Annotated in this window: 29 protein-coding genes and 1 pseudogene; 20 read left to right on the top strand and 10 right to left on the bottom strand. The window is 59.5% G+C overall.

Annotated features, from left to right (window positions below; all coding sequences use genetic code 11):
* Positions 1 to 185 precede the first annotated feature (185 nt).
* The 13 genes and pseudogenes from EO99_RS0121380 to EO99_RS26450 all read left to right on the top strand — a co-directional run bounded on the left by EO99_RS0121380 (position 186) and on the right by EO99_RS26450 (position 11255).
* On the top strand, positions 186 to 614 hold the full coding sequence (locus EO99_RS0121380; protein WP_029620614.1) for a DUF4128 domain-containing protein: 429 nt from the start codon (positions 186 to 188) through the stop codon (positions 612 to 614).
* A gap of 12 nt (positions 615 to 626) precedes the next feature.
* On the top strand, positions 627 to 1121 hold the full coding sequence (locus EO99_RS0121375) for a hypothetical protein (RefSeq protein WP_037112659.1): 495 nt from the start codon (positions 627 to 629) through the stop codon (positions 1119 to 1121).
* A 9-nt stretch (positions 1122 to 1130) separates the two neighbouring features.
* A complete protein-coding gene (locus tag EO99_RS0121370; protein WP_029620612.1) occupies positions 1131 to 1538 on the top strand; it encodes a hypothetical protein in 408 nt (135 codons plus the stop codon).
* Positions 1539 to 1576: 38 nt separating this feature from the next.
* Positions 1577 to 1915 (top strand): annotated as a pseudogene (locus EO99_RS28785) (phage tail assembly chaperone); the annotation flags it as partial.
* Positions 1908 to 4082, top strand: coding sequence for a phage tail length tape measure family protein (locus EO99_RS0121360; protein ID WP_051680013.1), 2175 nt, complete (start codon positions 1908 to 1910; stop codon positions 4080 to 4082). The pseudogene EO99_RS28785 and the gene EO99_RS0121360, both read left to right, overlap by 8 nt.
* The gene (locus EO99_RS0121355) at positions 4082 to 4720 is read left to right on the top strand and encodes a hypothetical protein (RefSeq protein ID WP_029620609.1); all 639 of its coding nucleotides are present in this window, start codon (positions 4082 to 4084) and stop codon (positions 4718 to 4720) included. The genes EO99_RS0121360 and EO99_RS0121355 overlap by 1 nt, the downstream gene beginning before the upstream one ends.
* Positions 4717 to 5301, top strand: coding sequence for a hypothetical protein (locus EO99_RS0121350; RefSeq protein ID WP_029620608.1), 585 nt, complete (start codon positions 4717 to 4719; stop codon positions 5299 to 5301). Before EO99_RS0121355 ends, EO99_RS0121350 begins: the two co-directional genes overlap by 4 nt.
* Positions 5302 to 5304: 3 nt before the next feature.
* Positions 5305 to 5757: a DUF6950 family protein gene (locus tag EO99_RS0121345; RefSeq protein ID WP_077067141.1), complete on the top strand. Its 453-nt coding sequence runs from the start codon at positions 5305 to 5307 to the stop codon at positions 5755 to 5757.
* Positions 5758 to 8184 carry a phage tail protein gene (locus tag EO99_RS0121340; RefSeq protein ID WP_029620606.1) on the top strand — a complete coding sequence of 809 codons (2427 nt, stop codon included), beginning with the start codon at positions 5758 to 5760 and terminating at the stop codon, positions 8182 to 8184.
* 3 nt (positions 8185 to 8187) lie between these two features.
* Positions 8188 to 8538, top strand: a complete 351-nt coding sequence (locus tag EO99_RS0121335; protein ID WP_029620605.1) for a hypothetical protein — start codon at positions 8188 to 8190, stop codon at positions 8536 to 8538.
* On the top strand, positions 8535 to 9329 hold the full coding sequence (locus tag EO99_RS0121330; RefSeq protein ID WP_029620604.1) for a hypothetical protein: 795 nt from the start codon (positions 8535 to 8537) through the stop codon (positions 9327 to 9329). Before EO99_RS0121335 ends, EO99_RS0121330 begins: the two co-directional genes overlap by 4 nt.
* Before the next feature lie 10 nt (positions 9330 to 9339).
* The gene (locus tag EO99_RS26455; protein WP_051680011.1) at positions 9340 to 10854 is read left to right on the top strand and encodes a hypothetical protein; all 1515 of its coding nucleotides are present in this window, start codon (positions 9340 to 9342) and stop codon (positions 10852 to 10854) included.
* Entirely contained in the window at positions 10851 to 11255 is a 405-nt protein-coding gene (locus EO99_RS26450; RefSeq protein ID WP_051680010.1) for a hypothetical protein, read from the top strand. Before EO99_RS26455 ends, EO99_RS26450 begins: the two co-directional genes overlap by 4 nt.
* 238 nt (positions 11256 to 11493) lie before the next feature.
* Here the strand turns inward: EO99_RS26450 and EO99_RS28520 are convergent, their stop codons facing one another.
* Entirely contained in the window at positions 11494 to 11628 is a 135-nt protein-coding gene (locus tag EO99_RS28520; RefSeq protein ID WP_268871314.1) for a hypothetical protein, read from the bottom strand.
* A gap of 443 nt (positions 11629 to 12071) precedes the next feature.
* Between EO99_RS28520 and EO99_RS0121300 the strand changes: the two genes are divergently transcribed.
* The 4 genes from EO99_RS0121300 (at position 12072) to EO99_RS0121285 (ending at position 14223) form a co-directional block, all read left to right on the top strand.
* On the top strand, positions 12072 to 13076 hold the full coding sequence (locus EO99_RS0121300; protein WP_029620601.1) for a glycoside hydrolase family 19 protein: 1005 nt from the start codon (positions 12072 to 12074) through the stop codon (positions 13074 to 13076).
* Positions 13077 to 13385 (top strand): hypothetical protein, encoded by a 309-nt coding sequence (locus EO99_RS27640; RefSeq protein ID WP_051680009.1) that lies wholly within the window; start codon positions 13077 to 13079, stop codon positions 13383 to 13385. It abuts the gene before it with no gap.
* Positions 13386 to 13448: 63 nt separating this feature from the next.
* A complete protein-coding gene (locus EO99_RS0121290; protein ID WP_029620599.1) occupies positions 13449 to 13913 on the top strand; it encodes a hypothetical protein in 465 nt (154 codons plus the stop codon).
* Positions 13897 to 14223 carry a hypothetical protein gene (locus EO99_RS0121285; RefSeq protein WP_029620598.1) on the top strand — a complete coding sequence of 109 codons (327 nt, stop codon included), beginning with the start codon at positions 13897 to 13899 and terminating at the stop codon, positions 14221 to 14223. The genes EO99_RS0121290 and EO99_RS0121285 overlap by 17 nt, the downstream gene beginning before the upstream one ends.
* On the opposite strand, the gene EO99_RS0121280 is transcribed toward EO99_RS0121285, so the two are convergent.
* The gene (locus EO99_RS0121280) at positions 14220 to 14627 is read right to left on the bottom strand and encodes a thermonuclease family protein (RefSeq protein WP_235776900.1); all 408 of its coding nucleotides are present in this window, start codon (positions 14625 to 14627) and stop codon (positions 14220 to 14222) included. The genes EO99_RS0121285 and EO99_RS0121280 overlap by 4 nt on opposite strands.
* Positions 14628 to 14648: 21 nt before the next feature.
* Positions 14649 to 14924 (bottom strand): hypothetical protein, encoded by a 276-nt coding sequence (locus tag EO99_RS0121275; protein WP_029620596.1) that lies wholly within the window; start codon positions 14922 to 14924, stop codon positions 14649 to 14651.
* A gap of 582 nt (positions 14925 to 15506) precedes the next feature.
* On the opposite strand from EO99_RS0121275, the gene EO99_RS0121270 reads away from it, so the two are divergent.
* Complete coding sequence (locus EO99_RS0121270) at positions 15507 to 18050, top strand: lipopolysaccharide biosynthesis protein (RefSeq protein WP_029620595.1); 2544 nt, start codon at positions 15507 to 15509, stop codon at positions 18048 to 18050.
* A 182-nt stretch (positions 18051 to 18232) separates the two neighbouring features.
* Here EO99_RS0121270 and EO99_RS0121265 read toward each other — a convergent pair whose 3' ends face one another.
* The 3 genes from EO99_RS0121265 to EO99_RS26955 all read right to left on the bottom strand — a co-directional run bounded on the left by EO99_RS0121265 (position 18233) and on the right by EO99_RS26955 (position 19489).
* Positions 18233 to 18577 carry a hypothetical protein gene (locus EO99_RS0121265; RefSeq protein ID WP_029620594.1) on the bottom strand — a complete coding sequence of 115 codons (345 nt, stop codon included), beginning with the start codon at positions 18575 to 18577 and terminating at the stop codon, positions 18233 to 18235.
* Between the two features lie 297 nt (positions 18578 to 18874).
* Entirely contained in the window at positions 18875 to 19081 is a 207-nt protein-coding gene (locus EO99_RS0121260; RefSeq protein ID WP_029620593.1) for a hypothetical protein, read from the bottom strand.
* Between the two features lie 198 nt (positions 19082 to 19279).
* Entirely contained in the window at positions 19280 to 19489 is a 210-nt protein-coding gene (locus EO99_RS26955) for a hypothetical protein (RefSeq protein WP_077067139.1), read from the bottom strand.
* A 154-nt stretch (positions 19490 to 19643) separates the two neighbouring features.
* On the opposite strand from EO99_RS26955, the gene ligD reads away from it, so the two are divergent.
* On the top strand, positions 19644 to 20684 hold the full coding sequence (ligD, locus tag EO99_RS0121250) for a non-homologous end-joining DNA ligase (RefSeq protein ID WP_029620592.1): 1041 nt from the start codon (positions 19644 to 19646) through the stop codon (positions 20682 to 20684).
* A gap of 127 nt (positions 20685 to 20811) precedes the next feature.
* The gene (locus EO99_RS0121245; protein ID WP_029620591.1) at positions 20812 to 21489 is read left to right on the top strand and encodes a hypothetical protein; all 678 of its coding nucleotides are present in this window, start codon (positions 20812 to 20814) and stop codon (positions 21487 to 21489) included.
* A gap of 194 nt (positions 21490 to 21683) precedes the next feature.
* Here the strand turns inward: EO99_RS0121245 and EO99_RS26445 are convergent, their stop codons facing one another.
* The 4 genes from EO99_RS26445 to EO99_RS0121225 form a co-directional block, all read right to left on the bottom strand.
* On the bottom strand, positions 21684 to 22394 hold the full coding sequence (locus EO99_RS26445) for a class I SAM-dependent methyltransferase (RefSeq protein ID WP_051680008.1): 711 nt from the start codon (positions 22392 to 22394) through the stop codon (positions 21684 to 21686).
* A 338-nt stretch (positions 22395 to 22732) separates the two neighbouring features.
* Positions 22733 to 23929, bottom strand: coding sequence for a vWA domain-containing protein (locus tag EO99_RS0121235; RefSeq protein ID WP_029620589.1), 1197 nt, complete (start codon positions 23927 to 23929; stop codon positions 22733 to 22735).
* A gap of 119 nt (positions 23930 to 24048) precedes the next feature.
* Positions 24049 to 24357 carry a hypothetical protein gene (locus EO99_RS0121230; RefSeq protein WP_029620588.1) on the bottom strand — a complete coding sequence of 103 codons (309 nt, stop codon included), beginning with the start codon at positions 24355 to 24357 and terminating at the stop codon, positions 24049 to 24051.
* Positions 24357 to 24599 carry a hypothetical protein gene (locus EO99_RS0121225; RefSeq protein WP_029620587.1) on the bottom strand — a complete coding sequence of 81 codons (243 nt, stop codon included), beginning with the start codon at positions 24597 to 24599 and terminating at the stop codon, positions 24357 to 24359. Before EO99_RS0121225 ends, EO99_RS0121230 begins: the two co-directional genes overlap by 1 nt.
* Positions 24600 to 24790: the final 191 nt, after the last annotated feature.

Here is a 24790-nt window from a genome sequence, read left to right as displayed (position 1 = left end):
TCCGATCGCTTCACAAGAGCAGCCTGAAGCGTGAACAGCACCTTCCGGGCGGTCGCCAGAACATTGCCGCCGAATTCAGTCTCGCCGCTCTCCCTGGCAAGCAGGATCCACGCTTCGTGAAGCTTGGAATGGACCTGGTCATCGGTGAGGGGCGGCTTTTCAGACATTGATAGGGATTTACACGAATGGCCACTGGTGTGGAAGCGAACATCTTCGCGGCGCTGTCCGGCCGGCTGACGACTCTCGTTCTCAACCCTGCGCTGCCGATCTCCTGGCCGAACCTGGAGTTTCCACCGGCCGGGCAGACGAAGCCAAAGGAATACCTGGAGGTCAACTACCTCCCGAACCGGACGAACACCCGCACGCTCTCCGCCGGCCGTCAGCAGCACCGGGGCATCTTCCAGGTCTCTGTCCACCATCGCGACGGCGCCGGCTTGGTGAAGCCGTTGCAGATCGCAGACCAGATAATCGCCCACTTTCCGCTCGGGCTCATCCTCGACCAGAGCGGTGTCCGCGTGAAGATCTACCGCAAGCCCTACGCCATCCCACAGCCGCCTCAGAACGGCTCCCTGATGGTCCCTGTCACCGTGGAATACGAGACCTTCCAGCCATAAAGGAGCACTGCCGTGGCTATCACGACCGCAACCGGCGCCATCTACTCGATCGGCGCAGTCACCGAGATCGACTACACCTCGGACGCTACGGCGCTTGCCGGCTTCGAGGCTATCACCTGGATACCCATCGGGGAGGTCGAAGACGGCGGCGAGATCGGTGACGAATCCTCAGACGTCACGTTCCAGTCCCTCAGCGACGGCCGTGTCCGTCACCTGAAGGGCGCCCGCGATGCCGGCACCTTGGCACTCGTCGTCGGTGATGACCCGCTCGACCCGGGCCAGATCGCGCTCCGGGCGGCTGAGCAGACCAAGTTCCAGTACCCGTTCAAGATCGAATACGAGGATGCGCCGGGCCCGACCTATGACAACAGCGTCGATTACTTCCTTGGTCTGGTCATGTCGGCTCGCAAGCAGGTTGGAAGCGGGGACAACGTCCTGCGCCGGACCTTCAACATCGGGATCAACACCGAGATCCTGACCGTCGACACTGAAGTCCCCACGCCGTAAGGAGCGCCAATGTTCGATATCTCCACCTTCGAGACGTTCGACTTCGATCAGGTCTCAGATCTCGAAATCATGCACCCGGTCACCGGTCAGCCTACGGGCCTGGTGGTTGGGGTGCGCTCCTACCGATCCGAATCCGTGAAGGCGGTTCAGCGTCGCCTCGGTAATGCTGCCATCCTCGCCAACAAGAAGAACCCGAAGCGGGCAGGGACAGTCGAGGAGGTAGAGGAAAAGACCAACGAGATTGTTGCCGCCGCTGTGGCGCGCTGGAACATGAAGGACGGCGGCAAGGACGTTCCCGCCACGCCTGAGAGCGTGATGAGGATCATCAGCCAGCCGCGGTTCTTCTTCATCGCAGAGCAGATCGACGCTCGGGCTGATGAGGACGCCCGTTTTATGACGCCCTCGCCGAAGAGCTAACCGACTTCGCGAGGGCAAGCTTCCTCCCGAGAAGGAAGAACGAACCAGCCCCGGAAATTGCTGAGGATCTGCTCTACGTCTGGGACTGGTTCATCGACCTGCACAACGCCCGCCAGTCTGGCTTTTCAGCCAATCCCATCCCCTACAGCGAGATCGACGCCTACCGCCGCATGACTGGGGCGGTGATGACCTCGTGGGAGGTCACGACCCTTCGGAAGATGGATGTCGCGGCGCTCTCGGTCATCAACAAGACCGGCGGGCACAAACGGGATGAAGCCTCGGAGGCCGATGTGGCTGAAGCCAAGCTTCGTATCCGTGGTGCGGCCCTAAAGGGGCGCCGCGTTGTAAAGAGAGACAGAGGAACGTCGAATGGCTGAGTTGGCATCCCTCGGGATTGAGGTGCAGGCGACGAATGTCGATCAGGCCTCGTCCAAGCTCGACAAGCTCTCTGGCGCTGCCAAGCGTGCTGAAGCCGCTGTTGATGGCCTCGGTCCTGCGTCTTCCAAGGCTGGGCAGATGGCGGCCCGGGCTGCCGATGAAGCGACGACGGCACTCAACGCCGAAGCTGTCGCGGCGACCAAGGCAGCGGGGGCTATGCGCCTTCACGCTGCTGCCGCGAACCAGAATATGCGGGGCATGGGCGCTGCATCCATGAACGTCGGCAACCTGGCTGCCCAGTTCCAGGATATCGCAGTGACCTCCGCGATGGCCATGAACCCGCTCCAGATCGCCCTCCAGCAGGGAACGCAGATCAGCGCCGTGCTCGGGCCTATGGGCGCGGCCGGCGCTGTCAGGGCTCTAGGCTCGGCCTTCCTTGCGATCATCTCGCCTGTCGCCCTCGTTACCATCGCTCTTGTAGCCCTCGTGGCCGCTGGTCTCCAGATGGTCGAGTGGCCTCAGCTTGCGGCGGCAGCACTGGTTGGCGTTGCTGATGGACTGCAGGTAATAGCGCCTTATGCCGTCGCAGCAGCTGCCGCCCTTGCACTGCTCTACTCGCCCGTCATCATCGGTGGCTTGGTGCAACTGATCGCGCTCCTCGGCCGTCTGTCGATAGCTGCGGTCACGCTGGCCGCGTCCTTCGCCGCCGCGAACCCTGCGCTCGCCTTCATCATCGGCATCACGGCTGCCATTGCCGCCGCGAACATCTTTCGTGACGAACTGGCTGCCATCTTCGGTCGGGACATCGTCGAAGACGCGAAGAACGGCATCAACGGCATCATCGGAGCGTTTGTCGGCGGCTATGAGGGCATCAGGGCTACTTGGTCCAGGCTGCCGGCTGCTCTGGGCGATATCGTGGTCTCGACCGCGAACGCCGTCATCACCGGGATCGAGAACATGATCAACCGCGTCTCGACCGCGATCAATGGCTACATCCAGAGCGTCAATTCCATGCTCGGCTCCCTGCCTTTCGGCGTGGGTGAGGGTATGGAGATCGGCTCCATCGGGTCGGTCAGCCTTGGCCGACTGGACAACTCCTATGCCGGCGCCGCAAACGCGGTCGAATCTACCATCGGCTCGTCCATGTCCGAAGCTATGGGACGCGACTATGTCGGCGGCTTCGGGGAAGCGATATCTCGAGGCGCTTCCGCCGCCTCTGCCAAGCTCAAGGAGCTTGCGAAGAGCCTGACGGAGGTCGATGACAAGTCGAAGAGAAAGAAGGGCCGGGGCGGAAAGACCGAAGAGGAGAAATACTCCGACATCGTAGATGGTGCGAACCGCCGCATTACTTCGCTCGAGGCTGAACGCGCTGCTCTTGGCATGACCGAAGAGGCCGCCGCCGCTCTCAGATATGAGACTGAACTGCTCAACCAGGCGCAGCAGACGGGCATCACGCTCACTGAGGCGCAGAAGGGCGAGCTTTCGGCTCTGGGTTCGGTCATGGCCTCGATCGAGACCGCCACGAAGAAGGCGAAGGAGGCGATGGAGTTCGCCCAGGACGTCTCCCGCGGCTTTGTCGATGACTTCGTTTCCGGACTGGCCAACGGAGAGGGCGCGTGGAAGTCCTTCGCCAACGCTGCCATGAATGCCCTCAGCAAGATCGCTGACAAGCTGATGGACTCTGCCTTCGACAGTCTCTTCGGGGGTGGTGCCGGTGGCGGCATGGGCGGCCTTTTCGGCGGTCTGTTCGGAGGTGGTGCCAGCATGTTCCCATCGCGCCCGGGCGTCGGCCTGTTTGCCTCTGGCGGCTACACCGGAAGCGGCGCGGCTCACCAGGCTGCTGGCATCGTCCACGGCGGCGAGTTCGTTTTCTCGAAGAAGGCGACCGACCGTCTCGGTGTTGCCAACCTCAACAGCATGCACAAGCGCGCCAAGGGCTATGCCAGCGGCGGCCATGTCGCTCCGGTCATGCCGGCTAATGCAAATGCTCCCGCCTCGCAGCCATCGAACACTCACGTCACCGTAGGCGTGGCCGTCGATGACGAGGGAAACCTAAAGGCCTACGTCAAGAACGTGGCTCGGCAGGAATCGAATGCTTCCGTTCGCCAGTATGACGCGAAGCTTCCCAGCCGGATCGCGAACGCGCAGAAGCGGAGAATGGCTTAATGGCTATCATCGATCTGCCGGACGATGAGGTTGTCGAATGCACCTTCACCATGGATGAGGGCGTGGCTTCCTCCGGCTACAATCGGGGGAAGTCGTTCAACCTCAGCCAGGTTGCGGATCCGGTATGGCGAGTGAGCGTTGAAACCGCGCCGCTCGACCGTGCTGACCGCCAGCGCTGGCACGCCTGGAAGCTCTCCCTCCGGGGCGGCATGAACCGCTTTCGATGCTTCGACATCGGCCAGATGGCACCGCTTGCCTACGAAGGGGTTCAGACACCGCAGGATATAGCCCCAGGTTGGGCAGGAACAGCGACGGTGACCACGCTTGGCCTATCGGGCGCCCTCACGCTTGGCGGCGTTCCTGCGAGCTATATTGCGACGGCGGGTGATCGGGTGGAGCTGTCTGAAGGCTCGTTCACGGCGCTCTACGAGATCGTGGCGCCGGCCACGGCAACATCGGGCGGGGCTCTTGCCCTCTCGGTCGCACCGTTTCTGCACACCTCAATCTTTACGACGGCAGCCGTCGCCCGTCTGTGGCGACCTCGGGCACTATTCATCATGGATCACACGTCGTGGTTTCATCAGGTAGTGGCCAATCCGACGCCAGCAATGTTCGAAGGGTATCAGGTGCTGCAATGACCCTCTCGACAGCCGTCAAGAACCTCTACAACGAAGGCCGCATTTCGACGCGGCAGATGATCCGGTTCCAGTTCGGGTCCGGCATCTATGGGCTGATTGCCCGCAGCGAGCCGCTGACGTTCGAAGGCCTCATCTACAAGCCGTTCGGCCTGATCGAGGTTTCCGATCTTGGCGGCGGGACGGGCACGACTGCTGACGGCAGCTTCACCCTGACGCTGGCGGAAAGTCCTGACGATGGGCTGACACCTGAAGTTCTGATCCAGATCGAGGATGAGGACTATCGGGATCGACCCGTGCGGGTGATGGATGCTCACTTCCATCCCGACACGGGTGAGCTGGTACAGGTGGAGACTGTGGCTCGGGGCTACGTCGACACCATCCCGCATAATCAGGATGCAGAGCGCGGCTATACACTGACCGCGAACTGCGAAGGCAGGCAGCTCGATTACAGCCGCAAGAATGGGCGGGTGCGCTCCTCTGCCGACCAGCAGCGCCGCGCACCCGGCGACAAGTTCTTCGAGCACGCCGGCAGGGCAGGGCGCGTCGAGGTGCTTTGGGGTCGGACGAAGTCACAGGGATAACTCATGAGACAGCCAGACTGGCAAGAACGCCTCAACGCGGTTGTGGCGAAGCATCAGGCCGTCGATGGCGCATGGGGCACGTCCGATTGCTGGACGCTCACCATGGACGCCATAGAGGCCGTGCAGGGCAAGCGGATCCTGTCCAAGCTCCGCCGCTACAAAAGTGAGGCCGCCGGCTACCGACTGTTCGCCAAAGCCGGCTTCAAGACCGTCGAGGAGGCGTTGGCGTCCGTGCTGGAGCCTGTGCCGGTTCTCATGGCGCAGCGTGGCGATGTCGGCGTGATCGAGCGCGAGGGCGTCATCTCGTCGGGCGTATTCACCTCCGCAGGCTTTGCCGTCCGCACGATCTATGGCCGCAGCGACACTGTCGGCGGCAAGCGCGTCGATACCGTCACCGGCTCCGACGTCCAGTTCCTGCCCATCTCGGCAGTGAAGACAGCTTTTCAGGTTAGATAAATGCCCTTCATTTCAGCCATTACAGCCGCCGTCTTTGGCGCCGGCACGATCGCTGCTGGCATTGCCTCGGCCGCCATCGGCATCGGCCTCAACTTCGTCGTCGGGAAGCTGCAGGCCAGCCGCGCCAAGAAGGATGCAAAGCAGGCCGGCGGCACGCAGTTCGATCGCGAGTATGGCGAGAACGTCAGCCGGAAGATCGCCTGCGGCTATGTCGGGATTGCCGGTCACGACGTCTACGTCAACACCCACGGCACATCCAACAAGGAACTTCAGCAGGTCTTTGCGCTGTCTGACTTTCCCTGCGACGGCCTTTCGCGGGTATGGGCGGGCGGCAATGAGCTGCCACTGACGCTGGAAAGCGACGTTGGATATGCCCAGGTCTTCCTGGTGCCCAGCGGCGATTATGCCGGCGTCAGGTTCACCTTCTACAGAGGAACGCAGACCAGCGCCGACAGCGCCCTCGTGACGAATGCCAACCCATCTAGCAGGTGGTCTGCGGACCACATCGGAGATGGCATGTGCTACGTGCTCGCAACCTTGACTTACGACCAGGAGCGTCTGAACAGCTTTCCGGAGTTTTTCTTCGAGATCCGCGGCGCCCGGCTCTATGACCCACGCAAAGACACCACTGCCGGCGGGTCAGGCTCCCATCGTTGGGGGGACTATTCCACATACGAGTTCAGCGAAAACCCGGTGGTCATGGATTACAACTACCGGCGCGGCTTCTCGTGGAACGGCGATATGTTCTGCGGCATGGGGATGGCAACCGAAGATCTGCCGATCGCCAACTACGCCACGGCAGCCAACATTTGTGACGAAGTCGAGGGCGGCGAGGCGCGTTACCGTTGCTCCGTTCTTCTCGATTGCGATGTTGACCACGGCGATAACATCGACGCGCTGATGCAAGCGTGCGGCGGAATGGTCATCGACAGCGTCGACGGCTCCTGGCCACTCATCGGGACGGCTCAGCCCATCGTCGCGACATTCACGGATGACGACCTGATCACGGACGAGCCGGTGCGTTACCAGCGCCGCCGCTCGATGGCTGATCTCGTCAATTCAGTTGGCGGCACCTATCCGGAGCCCTCCAACATGTGGAGCCCGGCCGGCTACGATACGCAGACGAATGCCAGCCAGGTGGCGCTTGACCGCCGCACCCGCGACCTCGCCATCAACTTCGCCACGGTGCCCTCCAAGCGCCAGGCCAACCAGCTGGCCTCGATCTACTACAACGAGAACCGCTATGAGGCGACGGCAGACATCGTGCTGCGTCCATACTTCCAGGACATCAAGGTCGGTGACTGGGTGCAGTGGAATTCGGCGCGCTACGGCGACCGCGTCTATATCGTCCAGAGCCGGTCTATCAGCGCTCTGACGAGTGACGGGCCGCGGAATGTGTCGCTGTCGTTGCAGGAGCGCGACGGGGCGATATATGCCGGGGCTGGTGTCGTGCCTCCGGTTATCGGTGTGCCGAACGGAGAGCCGGTCTATCTCAACGAGCTGCCGGATTGGACGGTGGCTCCCGTCCTCAGCACCGGGCCGGATGGCCGAACCTATCCAGCCTTCCGCATGTCATGGTCTCCGTTCGATGACGTCTCCGTCACTGGCATCGAGTTTCGCTGGTGGCCGAAGACGGAGCCGACCAACATCTTCTACAAGTCCTCTCCTCCTGACGTGACGCTTTCATTCATCCAGGAGGGCATCGTCAGCGAGCGCATCTATGTCTTCCAGCATCGCCTGACGGCGCCAGGCCGGGTGACTGGCTGGTCTGCGGAGGTGGAGGAAACATCGCTCGATGGCGGCAATGGCGATCTGGAGGTCTACCTCGCCAACCTCAACCAGGAGGTGAAGGACGTCTTCGCGCAGATCTTCCAGACGCTTGGCGACACGCGCCCGCTGCTGGAGCAGTTGCTGACGAACTTCCAGCTCGACGCAGTCTCGACAGAGGTTTCTCGCCGCCGGCTGGAGGCATCATTCGATCGCTCGACGGCATACTTCGAAGAGCAGATCGCGGTGGCAGCCAACGAGCTTGAGGCGGTCGCGGCGCAGATCACGGAAGTCTACGCGGCAATCGACGAGGGCTTTGCGCAAGGCCGGATCGAGTTCCGTGCTGCGGCCAATCAGGCCGGCGTTGATGCTCGCTTCGCTGTGGCGCTGCGCGGTTCTACCGGCGATGCCTTCAAGGAGAGCGGCTTCTTCCTCGAGCTCTACACCGTGGCAGGAATCCAGAAGTCGCGGTTCGCCGTGCTGGCTGACCAGTTCGTCGTCACTGACGGGACCAATAGCACCTTGCCGATGATCTTTGAGGGTGGCGTGCTGAAGCTTCAGATCGCCAACATTGGGACAGTCACGGCGGGTCTGCTGCAGAGCCCGACCGGCAAGATGGTCATCAACCTGGGCAGTGGCTTCATCTCAATATCGGACTAAAGTATGGCTCAACGGTTCTACTCTGCGGCTGGACGCATCATCTTCAGTAAGCCTGGATATGATGCGTCCCCATCGCTGCCTGACTCCTTCAAGATTTTTGATAGCGATTGGAGCTTTGGCTATGTGCTCATTGCCTCCGGTTCCCTTAACCTTGGCGTTGGAACGCATGTGATCTCGTTCCCGACGCAGCACTTCATTCCCGCCGTCGAGGTTGCCGCATATGAATCCCGCGGCGGCCGGGACTACTTGAACGGTGCGAGCATCATTTCCGTGTCCACAAACAGCTTCACGATCCAGATCTTCGATAATGACGTCTATCGAGTGGATTACTCGGTGCTTGGAGTGTCGCAATGAGTGAGCGGACGAGGATCGGGAATAGCGCCTTTGGCGTCCCTGGAATTTTCGTCAGTCAACCAGGGGATGACGTTTCGTTCCCCACCAAGGCTATGCTGTTGGATAGCCGATATGATGCGCTGGAGATCCACACTCGGGGGCGCGTCTCGGTTCCGGAGATAGGGACCAACGCGGACATCGTCTCGTATCAGGCTACGATCAATTATCCGAGCCTTGGCTACATCCCTCACATCACATGGGGCGCTGTCATCAACGACGGCCAGACAATCTACTATCCGCCCGGCCCGATCGATCTCGCCAATGGCAACGTGTATAGTTCTCAGGACATCGTCGCGTGGCTGACGCCAAGCCAATTTACATACGGAATCACCATTCCGATCCCATCGCGAAGCATCGACCTGTTCTATGTCATCTATCGCAACCCGCAACAGTCTCCGACGCTGACGCCCTCGGGGACGGAGCGGGTCTTCATCGGCAATGACGGCGGATCCTTCAAGATGCGCGTCTCGAAGGCTGGCTATCAAGCCCGCTCCGCAAGCAGAGACCAATGCCTGATACATGAGGACAAGCGGCCGTTAATCCCTGTCCTGACCGGGGTTGTCAGCCTGGCAGCAAATCAAACCATAGACGTCTCGCTCGGGCGAAGTTTTGACTTCCCGCCCAGAATTATTGCTCGGAGAGCTGACGGTCGGAGTGCTGGCTGTCGTCTCAGCTTAAGCAGCGGTGTGCTTCGTTTCCGCACTGGGAGCGAGCCCATGACGATTCGCTACGCGATCTACCACCCAGAATAAGGCTCCATAAATGGCAACCTCCTATTACTCGACAGGGACCATCACCCTGACGAACGGTAGCGCCGTGGTCACGGGTATCGGCACGGCGTGGTCGACGGCGCTGATCGCCAGCGGCAACATCTTCGTGCAGGCGCCAGGCAACCCTCTTCCGATCGCCACGGTGGACAGCGACACGCAGATCACGGCTCAGCTGGAATGGAGAGGGGCCAGCGGGACGTATGAGTACAATATTCAACTGGACCCAAGCCTCGCCAACAGCGCGCTGAATGCAAGCAATCTCGCCTATCTTCTGTCCGAGCTCCGCCAGGGCACCATCTTCAAATACGATGCCGCCGGCACTCTGGCAGATCGCGACTTGTTCAATGGCCGGTCCAAGGGCTTCAGCTACCTGGTGACGGAGGGTGAGTCCGCCTTCCTTTACGTCAAGGCGAGCGCCACCAGCGGCGACTGGGATGGACCTTTCGCCTATGGCCGCGGTGATGTTGGTCCTGAAGGTCCTGTCGGAACCCTTAATCCCCGCGGCACCTACAGCGGCGCGACCGCCTACGCTGCAAACGACAACGTGCTCTATAACGGCTCGTCCTGGGTGGCGCTGCAGTCGACCACGGGCAACGCTCCGCCGACGCTGCCAACGACTTCGAATGCCTATTGGTCGCTGCTGGCGGCGAAAGGCGCCGACGGTGCTGGCATCGGCGATGTGGTGGGGCCGTCTGTGGCGGTCGACGGCCAGCTGGCCGCGTTCGATGGCGTGACGGGGAAGCTCCTGAAGGACACCGGCATCCTTCCTGACAAGCTGCTGCGGGCCGATGTTTCGCAGACCTTTTCGGACGTCGAGAAGGCTACCATCCGCGAAAATGCCGGGATTGTCGCCGCAGGGAAAAACCTGATTATCAACGGCCGCGGCCAGGTTAACCAGCGGGCCTACGTCAGCGGCACAGCCACAGCCACAGCCAATCAATACACCCTGGACCGCTGGCGTGTGGTGACCGCGGGGCAGAATCTGTCCTTCGCTGGAACCAACGCGAAGCGCACCATGACCGCGCCCGCTGGTGGTGTTGAGCAAGTCATCGAAGGCGCTAGCGTCGTTGGTGGGACCTACGCAATCAGCTGGACAGGCACAGCGACATGCACGGTTGACGGCGTTGCGAAAGCAAAGGGCGGGACCTTCACGCTGACGGAAAATACAGATGCCGTGGTCCGTTTCAGTTCCGGCACCTTCACCGACGTTCAAGTCGAATTCGGAAAAGAGGCGACGGAGTTCGAAGGCAGGCTTTACCCGGCAGAGATGGCCCTTTGCCAGAGATACCACGAGCGGGGTAGGATGCTTCTCTATATCGCCGCCCCCGGCGCCACACAGCACGTAGCAACCCAACGTTTCGCGGTCTACAAGCGCGCGGCACCAACGATCTCGGGCTTGTCAGCCGGCCACAGCGTGCAGAGCGTCGCGCCAGGCGAATTCGACCTGAACAACTCAACCAGTTACGTTTCGTCCACATGGACTGCTGACGCGGAGATCTACCAATGAAGGTTCTCGGCTCTACGGAAGGCGGCTTGATTCGCGTGATCCTCGACGGAGAAGATACGGAAAGCTACGTTCCCGACGACATGAGCAACGGCCATCGTCGTATGATTGCGGAGTGGGAGGCGGCCGGGAATGACGTGCCGGCTTTCAGCCTTGAACCTGCAGTCGCACAGCCACTAACCGCCCGCCAGTTACGCCTCGGCCTCGTCGCCAACGGCATCGCAATGGAGCAGGTCGAGGTGGCAATCGCCGCGATCGAGGATACACAGCAACGCGCCGTGGCGTTTGTGGAATGGGAATATGCCGCGCAGTTCGAGCGAGACCACCCGCTTATTGCGTCTATCGGCGCGGCGCTTGGCCTAACCGCAGAGCAGGTGGATGCAATGTGGGCGGAGGCGATTTAACCTCGAGAGCGTTCCTGTTCAAGCCGGAGGAGGTAGGATGAGCCATAGCGAAACGATGGCGCCGCCAACAACGTAGCCGAAGACCCGCATTCTGGGGCTAATCTGCACTATTTTTTCTCCGCTTAGAATGAGTCTTCTTACTGCAGAGCCGGCAATATCTCAATTGCAGGGCCGCAACACCCCGCCTCTTCTCGCCATCCCCATTGCCGGGCATGCCGGCAGCACCACAACTGTCGCCTTAGAACTCGAATTCCTGCTCACGGCGACCGGTTTCTTCCTGAAACGCCTGCTGCCATGGGTCGAAGAATTCGATCTTCGAGTCTTCAATGGCGCGATTTTCAGCTTCCGGAGCGGTCTGTTCGTCCTGGATCATGATTGCTACCAAGTTGGGTACGCCGGAGATCGGCCTGCGTCTGAATCTACAGAGACTTGCGGGCCGTCGCAAATGAACTCGTGTTGCCGATTGTTACTGTTGGAGGGCAGCTCCCACCACGGAACACCAACATGAACCGAGCGAAACTAGCCAGCGTTATCGCGGCTCGGACATCCCAAGGTTTGCCACAGCCTCTGCAAGGGGCGTGAAGTCCGAACCAGGCAATACAAACACTGGAGCGGTCACCGCCACGGCGGCACCTATAAAGTACATCACGAGCTTCAGTCGCCGGCTACGACGCGCCCCAACGCCCGACCAATCGTACTGCATTGCCTGATCCTCATGATCTGAGCCGCAACTGCGGCCAGTAAATTAGCAGCCCCTCAATCTTCCGCAAGCCTTGCGCGAAGCTGATCAAGACCACCCATAGCTTGGAGGATACCATGAACCTGCCCCTCACGGCGGAGCACATCCGCTTGGCTGCAAAAGGCAAGGGAAGCGATGCAAACCTGCGTTCCGTCCTCAGCTCTCTCGATCGATATGGCGCGGATGTCGGCCTCGATCGACTGCACCGGCTCATCCACTACCTGGCGCAGCTGATGCACGAGAGCGGCTCGTTCAAGTGGGACCAGGAAATCTGGGGTCCCACTGCGGCGCAGCAGCGCTACGATACTCGCACGGACCTAGGCAATACGCCAGAGAGGGACGGCGACGGCTACCGCTACCGGGGCCGTGGACCGATCCAACTGACCGGCAAGGACAACTATCGGCAGTTTCGCGACTGGTGCAGCAAGCAGGGCTATAGCTGCCCAGACTTCGTTGCTGATCCCGATGCAGTCAATACCGATCCTTGGGAAGGGCTCGTGCCGATCTGGTACTGGACGAGCCGGGACCTCAACAAGTGGGCCGATCAGAACGACATTGAGACTATCACCAGGAAGATCAACGGCGGCAAGAACGGTCTGGCCGATCGGTTGGATTATTATGGCCGGCTGGCGCTCGTCGTCTGCGGGTACGGCGTGAGCGAGGCTGAGGTTCGCCGGTTTCAGGCGGACCATGGCTTGGAGGCTGATGGCGACGTCGGTCCGAAGACACGGTCTGCCTTGCACAAGCGCTTGGTCGAGCTCGGCGGTACAGCTTCCGAATCCGTCAGATCTTCGCCAGTTGTCGAAGAGACAGTCGTTGAGCGGCAGGTGGAAGTTGCGGTGGACCGACCGGTGGTCACGGAAAAGGTGGAGAAAGAGGTTCGGCAGAAGACGAACTGGCTATCCACCGCCTTCGCTACCGTCTTCGGAACGGGCGGGCTTCTGTCTTACCTGGCCGGCATGGATCGCGATGCCCTGATCATGGTGGCGAGTATCGGCGTGGTCGTCATCGCTGCAGTCCTGTTTGGCGGGGAATGGATCGTTCGGCGCGTGAAATCCATCCGTAAAGAGCTGGAGGCTTAGATGCTCGCCTTCATTTTCACCCCGCTTGGAAAGGCTATCGGTGCGGCTGCGTTGGCCCTTGCCGTCTTCTCCAGTGCATTCCTCTACGGCAAGTCCGTTGGCCGTCAGGGCGCCGCTGTCGAGGCGCTGGAGCGATCTGTAGAAGTTCTCCGCGAAAGGAGCGAGATCAATGACCAAGTTTCTTCTTCTGATGCCGCTGATCTGTGTGGGTCTATGGGGCTGTCCGAGCAAGACCGTCTCGAATGCGTGCGACGGCTGGTCGAAGCTGACCCCAAGCCTGGACACGTCGGTGACGATCCTGAAGGCTGATCGGCCTTTCGCTGATCAGGTGGCCTCTCACAATCGACAGGGGGTAAGGCAGAGGTGTTGGCAATGAGCAGCAACGCCAATCCCGGATACGTTGGCCCGGGCATCTGGATCCGGATCAGTCACCGCTTTGGCCCACGAATGATGGAATGGTTTTATGCCGCCCACATGATCCTCGTCGGCTACGTCCTGCTGCTCCCGTCGCAGACATTCAATCAGCCCGCCTTCATGGCGTTCCGTGACTTGGTGCCATCAGAGGACATAATGGGATGGTTCATGCTCCTGATCGGCTGCCTACGGATCGTCGGGCTGGTGATCAACGGTGCCCGCCGGAGCGTCACACCGCAGATCCGGCAATTCTCGGCAGGTATCGGCTGCCTCATCTGGTCCGGAATATCATATGGCTTCGCATCCTCTGATGTCGTGAGCACGTGGCTCGCCATCTACCCGCTGTTTGCGGTCGGCGAGCTCGTCAACATCCATCGTGCGGCTCACGACCAAGGGGAAATCAGGAATGGAACAACTGGCTAACCTGCCGCTCCCGGCACTGATGACCTTCGGCGCAGTGCTCGGCATCATCTTCGGCGTCCGGCATCTTGGCCTCCTGCAGGGCCAGAGGTCCGCTCCGAGCACCACCAACGCCGCCCAGGTGGCTGCGGTCATAGTCGATCCGACTGCCCTCAACAAGGTGACGACGGCGCTCGACGGTCATACCGAGGCCACCCGTGCTCTGACCAAAGCTTGCGAACAGATGGCAGAGCATGTGCGCTATCTGACGGCAGAGATGGATCGGATTAGGGAAGAGCTGCGGATCCAGCGCGAAATCAGGCGGGACCGCTAACGCCCGCACCACCGATTGCCCTGGTTCGGCCATGGCTGGGCAAGCCCTTCCTCGATCAACACCTGCCCGGCGTCCCTCCCGTCCGGCAGAATCACCCGCACAAGTGCCCGGCGATCGGAAGTCCGATCCTTCCCTCCGCTGTCCGCTATCTGGTAGCCCCCGGCCATAAGCCGTTGCAGCCGCTGGGTCGCTTCGTTCCCGATCTCAAGTTCGCGCCGGCACTCCGGCTTCGAGATCTCCGGAGCATCGATGTCCAACAGGCGCCACTTCACGCCACGCTCCCAGCCGGTGTCAGCGTCAACCAGACACGTCACGCCCCGTGCTGCCCGGTTCCCGCCGGAGCAGATCTCGATCGCCTCTGCCGGTCCCGCCAGTGCAGCAACCGCCGCGACCATTATCCCCACCTTCTTCAACTATCTATCCTCTCAGCCGCGCGTCTGTTCGTCCCAGCATTCCTCCACCATCTTGGCGGCTTCAGCTGCTGTCTCTTCCCAGCCGCTGTTCTGCTGCCAGGGTTTGCCGCCCTTCGGATACTGAATAGCCCAGTGCCATTGCGTTGCCTTCAGAGTCTGCTGGTCGAGGTATATACGGCCGATCTGGACATCCCCATCCCATCCGACATAATCCTCGTGAGACTTTCGGTCCAATCCGATCTCGTCTCCCCATGTGCGGGTCCAGCGATATTTCTTCTGCCAGGTCATCGGCAATCAGTAAGCTGCGGCCGGCGTCTATCAAGAACGCTTCAAGAACATGCTGCACGGATTTGCACGCAGCTGCACGTCAATTCGCACTTTGGTCTGCTTCTTCATGCAGAGTTGCGCACAGATGCCGAAGCGGCTGTAACGGCGAAAGTCCTACAAAATAAGGAAAGTGATGGTGCTGCTAGAGAGATTTGAACTCTCGGCCTCTCCCTTACCAAGGGAGCGTTTTCACCTGCTGGCTTGGTCAAATAGATTCCGGTGAAGGTTGGGAACGGTTTGAGCAAAAGGGTGTGGGTTACGAATGCGGCTAGCGATGACAGGCATCAAGCTTTCGATTTGGTCTTTCCGTTGGAGCAGCCTTGCGTGTAGATCCTCAACTCAATGGTCGAGACGCTAGCTGCCGACGATGCGCCGACGATCCTCGCGTTACCCCGCTGATCAAGGGAAAATACATTTGAAATTGCCTCTACAATGCTCCGCGCTGTGTGCGCTTGTCGTTGCTACGCCATGCGTTAGAGTCACAGGTGCGGCTGAGATCCGTCTTTCAGTCTCATTCGCCCTGATCGCTGGAGGGCCTGTCGGTTGAGCCAGCTAAAAAGAACAGTCGAGACTGTCATCTCGCTCCGCCATCTCAGAATGTCCCAGTCGCAAGCTCTCAGGAACACTGCCTTCAACTTCGCCGGCGTGATTTGGCGCGCCGGTTTGAGCATCCTCCTGATTCCGTTCTACGTGACCACGCTTGCGCCGCAAGAGTGGGGCCTCGTTGCCTTTTGTATAGCGCTACAGGGGATTCTGGCGCTCTGCGAAGTTGGCTTGGGTCAACTCATCCCCCGCGAGATCGCGCGCGCCAAAGCCTCGGGAGGGGCGAACCTGTCTCGGACGTTCGGGATCTTCTCTGCCGCATATCTAGGGGTTGGCGCGGTGGTGGCAGCACTGGGAATTGTGTTCGCAGGCTGGATCGAAACCGAATGGCTCCAAGGCACAGCGGCAGCGTCGTCTGGTCACACCGAGATACGGCTGGCATTCGTCATGTTTTTCTTCCAATTCTGGAATGCCGTGCATTTAGGTTTTTGGAACGGTACCCAAGAACAAAAGACGGTTAACGTCCGGCAGACCCTGTTTGCAACTGCAAAGCATGCGACGGCAGCATTGTTGGTGATGCTGTGGTCGCCAACAGCGGCGGCCTACCTGATTGGGTTTACCACTTTGACTGTTGTGGAGTGGTCCACGAACCGGTGGTCAATTCGGAAGCAGCTGGCCAACGAGCGCGCATTGGTGCGACTGACGGACGTGCTCGCACTTTTGAAAGAAACCGCAGGTCTTTCGGTCGCAATCTTCGCCGGTATGGCCGTTTCGCAGATTGACCGGTTCACGCTCTCGAGTCTTGTGCCCCTCGCGGATTACGGTCGTTACATCGCAGTCGCCAGTCTTGGCCTGGCGTTTTTCCAGATTCAGGGCCCTGTGCTAAATGCATTTCTGCCGCGCCTGTCAACAGAGCTTCCGCGCGGCGAACGCCGCTCGCTCCTGCAGCTTGCGGTGGCCCTTTTCGTATTAAACTTCTTGCCTTGCCTTTTGATGGCGGCGCTGGCGCCAACCATTCTTCGCTGGTGGATTCCGGACGCCGAAGTGCAATCCGTTGGCACGTTTCCGCTACAGCTGATATTCTTGGCCGTTGGCGTCAACTCGTTGTACCAGATCTTCTACCAACAGATGGTGGTGTTCGGCTCGGCTAGAGTGATCGGGACCATCAACTTACTAAACATCATCGTTGGGTCGACCTTCATGCTGTACTTCGGACCCCGCATCGGGGTGGAGGCTGGAGGGTGGGTGTGGTTGCTTTGCGCGACATTGCAGTTGGCGGGCGGCATTCTCTGGGCCGCAAACTCACAGGTAACGGCAGAGAGGACCCCAGGCAGGACTTCGAGCCGCGCAGCTTATTGGCGGATCACGTTTTGCTTTGCCGCGGTCGGCTTCATCGGTGCGCTAGTGATACAGGCGAACTTCTGGCCTGCACTGGCGGCAGGGTTGTCGGTGACTGACGTCGCTGCGCTTGCTCACTCGCTGCACGAAATCGGGACGCTCGAGACGCTGTTTTACATCGATCGGCTCGATCTGCTCGGCCTATTCATCCTCTACGCCCCGGGCTACCTGGTCGGCTCGTGGATGTTTGCCGTGGTCAATCTCGCACTATTATTGATCGCTGCCTGGCTATACGAGCAGTTGGTGCTGAATGGCAGATTTGCGAAATCGAACAGCTTTGCACTAGTCGGCATCTGCGCCAATGTTTTCTTGCTGCTGTTGATGCCAGGGCCGAACAAGGAGCTTCCGCTGCTGGTGCTGTCACTTGCAATCTGCTGGGCCTTGGTCACCCGCCCACGACACTGGATGGCCATCGGTATCGCCATCGCCGCTGCAGCTGCTTCTTTCCGGCTCGGGTATGGCGCCATCCTTGCAGCGATCGTCGTGACGACAGCCCTAGCTGAAAAGTTCGAACGATCAGAGACGGAAGTCGTTGTCGTACTTGGCGGCGCGTGCGCTGTAGTCGTTCCGCTCATCTGGCTTGGGGCGGAGTGGCTTCCACTGTTCCGCGTCAACATCGAGACCGCGCAAAGGATCGGTGGTCAGGTGCTCGCGGCACCTGACTTGTCGGTTTTGAGTATCATTCAAGCCTTGCTCGCGTGGTTAAAACGGTGCGTCCTTAACGTTGCCAGCCTCGCGATGTATCCCGTCGTTTGGCAGTCTACAGGCGCCCCGTACTGGGTCGGTGTTGGGTATTGGGTGTTCGGGATCCTGAATATCTTGGCCTTCGGCGCTTGCACCGTTACAGCCCTCGCAAGGCGTGCATTCCCGGATCGCGGGCGGCAGATCATGGCGATGTTGTGGCTCAGCGCATGGCTGATGCTTTCTGTTTCTTTGTACGTTCAGCCGCGGTATCAAATGGTGTTGCTTCCCATCGGACTCGCGACGTTCGCGGCGCTCACATCCCAAGCCAGAGTCTGGCTGCTCACATTCACAGTCTTGTGCGTTTGTGTCCCCATGGCGATGTGGTCCGATCGCCCTTTCCCCGTGGTACAGCCGGACGTATTCAAGGCCGATCCCTACGACTGGGTGCCGGAGCGGCGTTAGCGAGTCTGCGATGGCGCAATAAGTGAGCGAGGCCGCGCCCCCGGGTCCGAGGCACTCTTCTTTTCCGGGTGAGTCGCGTGGTAGTCCGCGACAGTAGCCAAGGAGATTGCGCCCACAAACTACAACCTAAATCTGTGCCTGGCAAAGCGTCAGGTGTAGCCTCGCCGGTGTCGGGTGGCACTTCATGACTTGCCAGCCTGTGAATGGTGAAGGCTGTCGATCCAGCCTTCGATCTCTCGCCAGATACGCATCGTCGACCCAGGGGCGCGGAGGAACTCGATCATGCGCCCAGCTATCTCTTCAGCATTGCTTTCCGAGGGCCAGATGCCGAACACCTGTTCGATGCACCAGGCGCTCCGGACGCTGAGGCCAGGTGGTGGAACACGTTCCGATATGCAAAATTGATGGCGGCTGAGGATGTACCTGACCGCGCCGACAGAAATTCCCTCTACAGCAGCAACCTGCGAAATGCTGCTGCCTCTCGCTCTGCGCAGGATGATCCGGTTATTTCGCTCGACGTTGCTCATCTAATCGAAACCTTGAACCGTCGCTCCAGTCAAAGGGCCGCATTGCTCAAAAAAAGCCCCGCACTGAGAAGAGCGGGGCACGAGGTAGGGGTTTGCCCGGCTTTCGATCGGACGCCGCTCCTATTGCACGACAGGTGTTGGGAGGCGAGGGCAGTTAAGGACGATCCGGTACTGCCGATCACATTCCCTTATCCAGGATGATCTGCAACTCACGAATCATTCCTGCGGCTGTCAGCAAAGCATCCCGAACCTCTTATGGTGTTTCGGCCGCAGTGCCGATTTCGGCGACCTGCCACTTCAGATCGCCCCATGCTGCCGGTCAAGCGTCCCGAGGTTCACTTGGGGCACGCTTCCGCCCGGGGAGTGCATCGTCAGGATCTCAGCCTGAACCAGTAGACCCGACCGATGGACCCGTCGAATGGCGGCGTTGAGAAGGCGGAGGGCTTCGGCCATGTTTTCTTCGGCTTCGGCCCGTTCTTCCAGTGCGGAGAGTTCAATGTTCATGCCGCCTATATGGAGAGTGAAGCAGCAGCTCGCTAGCCTGGCGGACCTCAGTCCGACTTCTTCTTGGTGATTGCGGCTAGAACGGTGTGATCGGGCATGTGAGACGGATCTCGGGAGAAGTTGCAGACGGGGCAGGGCACGCCGGCACCACCGCAGTGGCAGAGCCTTTACCTCCTTGGCGATGTCCTCTGAAATGGATCAGGATCTTTCGAAGGAAGGCTGCCACCCGCGCGCAAAGCCTCGACTGGATGTCACCTCCGTCAGCGCCAGCTGCAGCCTCAAGTGCCGGATATCGTCCAGCAGGGTGGCGATCGTCTGCCGCGCGTCTCCATCATGCCAGGCGAGGGCGGCTTCGACTTCGTCAACTGCTTCCTCTTGGGCGGCTTCTTCATTTGGTAACGCTGACACGGGTTCTCCTTCGCGCCGGAGCGCGTTCTTCTGGTCCAAATTTCAGATGGAGCGCCGCCGCCATGTGGCTCCGATGTTCTAGATATGTTCTAAGCCTGTTCTGAGTCAATGCTGTGATTTCTTATTAAGCATTTCCTGTTGCAATGGCGGCATGATCAAGCGCCCTCGCAAGCCGAACGCTCCGCTACTCGTCGACGAGAACCAGCCGCTGAAGAGCGGAAAGGTTAGGAAGCGCGACCCTCAACAACCAGAGCTCTTGTTCGATCCCATGCCGGATCGCATCGAGCCATGCCTGGCGAAGCTCGTCAGCAAGGCGCCCCAGGGCGACGAGTGGTCCTACGAACTGAAGTGGGACGGCTACCGGCTGGCTGTCCACGTGGAGCAGGGCAGGGTGCGGATCATCACCCGCGGCGGCCATGACTGGACCCACCGCTTTCCGGGCATCGAGGCTGCGGCGCGGGACTACGTGCCGACCACGATGATCCTCGATGGGGAGGCGGTCGTTCTGGACGAGCAGGGCCGCTCCGACTTCGGTCGGTTGCAGAACTCACTTGGTGGTCGGGGCGGCAAGCTGCCGGCAGGCAATGCCATTCTGTATGCCTTCGATCTGCTCTATCTCGACGGCCACGATTTGACAAAAATGGACTATGCCGCGCGTCGGTCGCTCCTGGAGGAGGTCGTTCCACCGGGGCGGGAGGGAGGCATCCGCCTTTCCGAGGAGTTCGACGTGGATCCGGACGTGCTGTTGCAGCACGCGTGTACCCACGAGCTCGAAGGCATCATCGCCAAGCACCGAGATCGTCCATATCGTTCTGGTCGGGCCGGCGACTGGCTGAAGATCAAGTGCGTGCAAAGCGACACCTTTGCGATCGTGGGTTATGAGCCGTCGAAAGCGATGCCTGGAGCTATAGGAAGCCTTCTGCTCGCAGGCTTAAAGGGCGCCGACTTCGTTTATGTCGGAAACGTGGGTACTGGATTTACCCATGATCAAGCGAGGGACCTGAAGAAGCAACTCGACAAGCTGAAAACTAGCGTCCCGCCCGTTCGCATCGCCGGGAAGAACTTGGTGCTGACAGCGCCAGCACTTCTGGCTGAGGTAAAGTTTCGGGCCTGGACACATACCGGAACACTCCGCCACGCCTCGTTCAAGGGGCTGCGTGAGGCAGCAGACTGGGCGGAGATCCGCCGGGTCTAAGTAACGCAGCAGCGCCAAATCAATGGGTTGGTCCTAACGGGGTGTTAAACTCGGTTTGTCCACTTGGGCTGAAGTTTGTGCTAGAGGTTCCCGCTGTGCTCATGGAGCGAATGAGGGGGGAGAGGGCTTGGCAACTCGATTAATTATAGATGGAGAGACGGGCGAGCAGAGGAGAGAAGAGGTTCCCGCGGAAGAGCTAGAGGAATTGAGGCTGATGGGGGAGCGACACGCTGCAATGCAAAAGTTGATGGCGCGGTCTGCTAGCGAAGCGGCTCTCAACGATCCAGACGTCATGAGGACATGGGGTGAACTCCACTCGCTTTGGGATGACATCGAGCAATGGCTGTATATTGGGTTTGACAGCTTACTTAAGGAAGATCACTCCACGACCAGGGCAATCTTCTATTCTCAGCGCACGCACGCCGGCAGGCGAGGAATGCTGGAGGAAGTTATGGCTTCTTTCCATTTCGCGTCCTTAGATGAATTAAAGCCGCTAAAGGCGGCAATCAAAAGAGTTAAAGCTCGAAGCGACTTTCGTAACAAAATCACACACGGATTTTGGGGGTGGTTCGAAGACGGAGCGAGCGGCACCGTCGAACTAGTCAGGATGACGGCAGAGCCTCACCTGTCGCCGGACAAAGTGCAGAAGTTTACGCTTCATGACTTGAGGCGGGAACGGGATAGTATGAGGTCCACCTTGGAGGCGCTGGCTGAGGCTGTGAAGCCTTTTCAAGAAGCTAAGTGGGCGCGTTGGTCGGCGGAGCTACATGCGCGACTGCATGAAGACCACGCACAATCCAATTAGAGATCTTGCCGAATAGCAGGTTAGCCATGCATCTGGAACGATCCGGAAACGTGGTTGGCTAACCGAGTGTGTAAGTGCTTAATGGACGTTTCTTTTGTGTGGCCCTCCGGAAGGCGAACGGCGGGTTGGTCCGGTCTCGGCCCATTGCGACTTCGCGAGCCGGCTCCTTTTCGCCCGAGGTTGGGGCAAGGTGGTTAGCGGGCGAACACCAGCACGTTTCGAGCTCGGGTATTTTCCACGCCGAACTCTGCCCATTCCGACTGAAATAGCTTGGTTAGCGACGGCGAGAACGTGGCCCCTTGCCGAACAAACTTGTCGATCCAGTACTCGGGAGGCTGTTCGTTGACGTGGTCCGTTCCACCCTGCCCCGGAGGCGCGGCGGTGATAACAACAAACTTCTGCCCGACTGAGCACAACAGATCCACGTAGCGATCAGCAAGCTTCTCTGGAACGTGTTCCGCAACTTCGGTACTGATAGCCAGATCCGCCATGACGGTGAACTTCTGTCGCTCGTCCTCAAGATCGAACTTTCCGACCCGTAGGCCTTTGGCACGACACGCCGAAAGGGCCGCATCTGACAAATCAAAACCCTCCGCCTCAATCCCCGCCTTAACAAGCTCGATCAGCACTTCGCCCGAGCCGCATCCGATATCTACTGCCGTCCTCGGCGAGAGATGACGAACAATGCTCGACACCATACCGATGGCCGAATGCTCCATCTCAGCCGAGTACTTCTTAAAGTATACGGCATCGTACACTTCATCATGCCTAGCGCTGCCTTCCATTTTGGTTTTATATTTGAGTATTGCCCGCGAAAGCCCGCTTCTCCCCCCGAACAGAATGTCCCCGAGCCAGCTTGGGGCTATTGATCGGTAGACGTACTTCAACGTAGTGTAGAAGGTCATCTCTCTTACCGCGTCCGTGAAATGTAATGAAAGTCGAGTATATTTTTAGATTTTCGTCAACGTAATTCGAATATTGGCGCTTACCTCTTTGGTACTACACCCCGAGACCGCTGCCTCGCGTGACGGCGAATGCGACCAAAACCTCAATTGGCGGCATCCCGTAATTCCTAGCAGGTTCCTGAGCAAACGCAGAGGTGCTGCGCGATTGCTCCTGCTCTAAGCATGAAAAAGCCCGTCAGGGAGAAGTGGCTTCTTCGTTCAATATGATCGGACTGGAGATCCTGCTTTAGAAACTCTGGAGGTCCACAGTTCCGGGTGTCGCGGCCGCGCTCTCTGCCTTAGTGCGTCAGCAGGGGTAGCTTTCCTGAGGTTTCCTCTGCGATCGCAGCGAAGGCAGCGCTCAAAGACTTGCCATCTGTGGCGTCGAAGTAGGTTTTTGAACTGGTGGCACACTTCTTAAGAAACTCCTTCGCAACTTCGGAAGAAAGCATGAAGCCCACGGTGTAGACTGTGACCTTCTGCGACGCCTTGGCACGGTTGCATTGCGCGTTCGTGCTGTTGTTGTCGGAACGGTTGTTGTTCTCCCCATCGGTCATGAACACGATGTATTTTTTAGGCGTTAAGCCGCTCTTAGCCTCGTGAGCATTCTCCTCGTCCCGATCCAAAAGGGCTTCGACCCCGAGCTTGAACGCCTTGGTGGAGCTGGTGCCGCCTTCTGCAGGCATTTGCTGTACGTGCTGGTTGGTTCCAGACACCCCCCAATTCAGAGGGTAAGGGTCAAAGGCGCCGCTGCTAAATCCTCCCGCGCCAGTTCTAACGAGACGATTTTCCGGGTCTGCTTTCTGAAGGGTAGTCAGGAGGTCGTTGACGGCCATCTTCATCACCTCAATGCGCTGGTAGTAGCATGGGCTCTGGTCGGACTTGCTGTACATCTGCGTCTGAGCGGAATTCAGATAGAAGTACGTGCATTTGCGGTGGGCGGGATTAACGGATCCCACCACGCTCGCTTCCATCGAGCCAGATCTGTCCAGCACCAAGTACATGCTCAAGGAATTCTGAGTTCCAGTCGCGCCGGTTGAGACACTGCTGTTGGCAACGTCCATTGAGTCCTTCCCGATAGCCCGCAGCAGGGTGGTCGGCATCTTCCCCGAGATGTTCACTACCACTTGGTATTTGGTTGTTCCGCTTGCGGAGGGCAGGGTGGTCACCTGTACGTCCACCACCACATCATCAGGTGAGAGACCGAGGCTGCCTATCTGGCTTTCAGCGAAGTTGATTGCGATCTGTTTGGCTTCGGCGACATTAGCCTTTTTTGCCGCTAACGCTGATGTAGCTGCCAGAGAAGCTGAGTCTGCGATCGCTCCCATCTCACTCTTTGTCCCTAAAGCGCTGACGACATCCAGTGCCAGACCCCCGGTGCCGATCAAGACCGGAAGGAGCAGTGCCGTGATCATCCCGAAGTTGCCTCCGGTGTCACGCCAGAAATGGCGAGACTGAAGGTAGTTTGCAGCTGACTTCAGGGTGTCGATCATCATTGGGTCGCTCCTATACCGGAGCCAGCAAACCACAGAGGCATTGCGTCTGCCTCAAATTAACTCGTAGCATTTTACGCATCCTGCGGAGGAATCCGGACGCATCAGCCCCAACTGCTCTGCTAGGTTCCCGAGGTCCGTTCCGTATCCAGGACGATGTGCAGCGTCCGGATCATGTCGGCGGCATCGAGAAGGGCGGCTTTCACGTGATCACCAGTCCGCTTCCCACGTGCAAACGCGACACGGGTCGTCTGCAGGCCGACGACGGCGTCGGTGGCTGTCCCGCTGGGCGGAATACCTACCTGCTCGCGCATATCGCGTATCGTTGTTATAGCTCGATCTAGCAGCCGCACCTTCTCGTAGACGCTCAGCTTCTCCACCTCGTTCGCTGCCCGCACCAGCTCTGCAATGAAGTCCGGGGAAGTGGACATCAGTCGAAATCTCCGACCTTCCCAGCAGTGTAGATCACTACAGGCGGCCCGATCTCCCCAATGGCGGGCTCTGCGCGTCGAGACCAGGCGACGACGCCGATGCTCGTCGGCTCTAGCTCTTTCGCCAGCCGGAGAGCATCTTCTTTTGATGGGACCTGAGTGGGCTCTGATGTCGCAACCGCCTGACCATGATCATCCTCCTGAAAGGCGACGAAGAAGAAACTCTCAATGAGCCCGGGCATGCGTCCTCCCATCAATGCTGCTGGTGAACTTAGGGCGCCCGACGCGCGTGTCTAGACGAAGAGTGCCATGGGGACACGGAGCATGGATGCCACTAGAAGCGTCAGCAAGGGCAGGACAGATCGCGACACCGACTGGAGTTTCATTCTGAACGCACGAAATTGTTGAGCAAGATCAATGGCAGAAAAACGGA

The organism is Pseudorhizobium marinum (assembly GCF_000705355.1).
Taxonomy (GTDB): Bacteria; Pseudomonadota; Alphaproteobacteria; order Rhizobiales; family Rhizobiaceae; genus Neorhizobium; species Neorhizobium pelagicum.
This window is presented reverse-complemented; position numbering and strand designations above follow the sequence as displayed.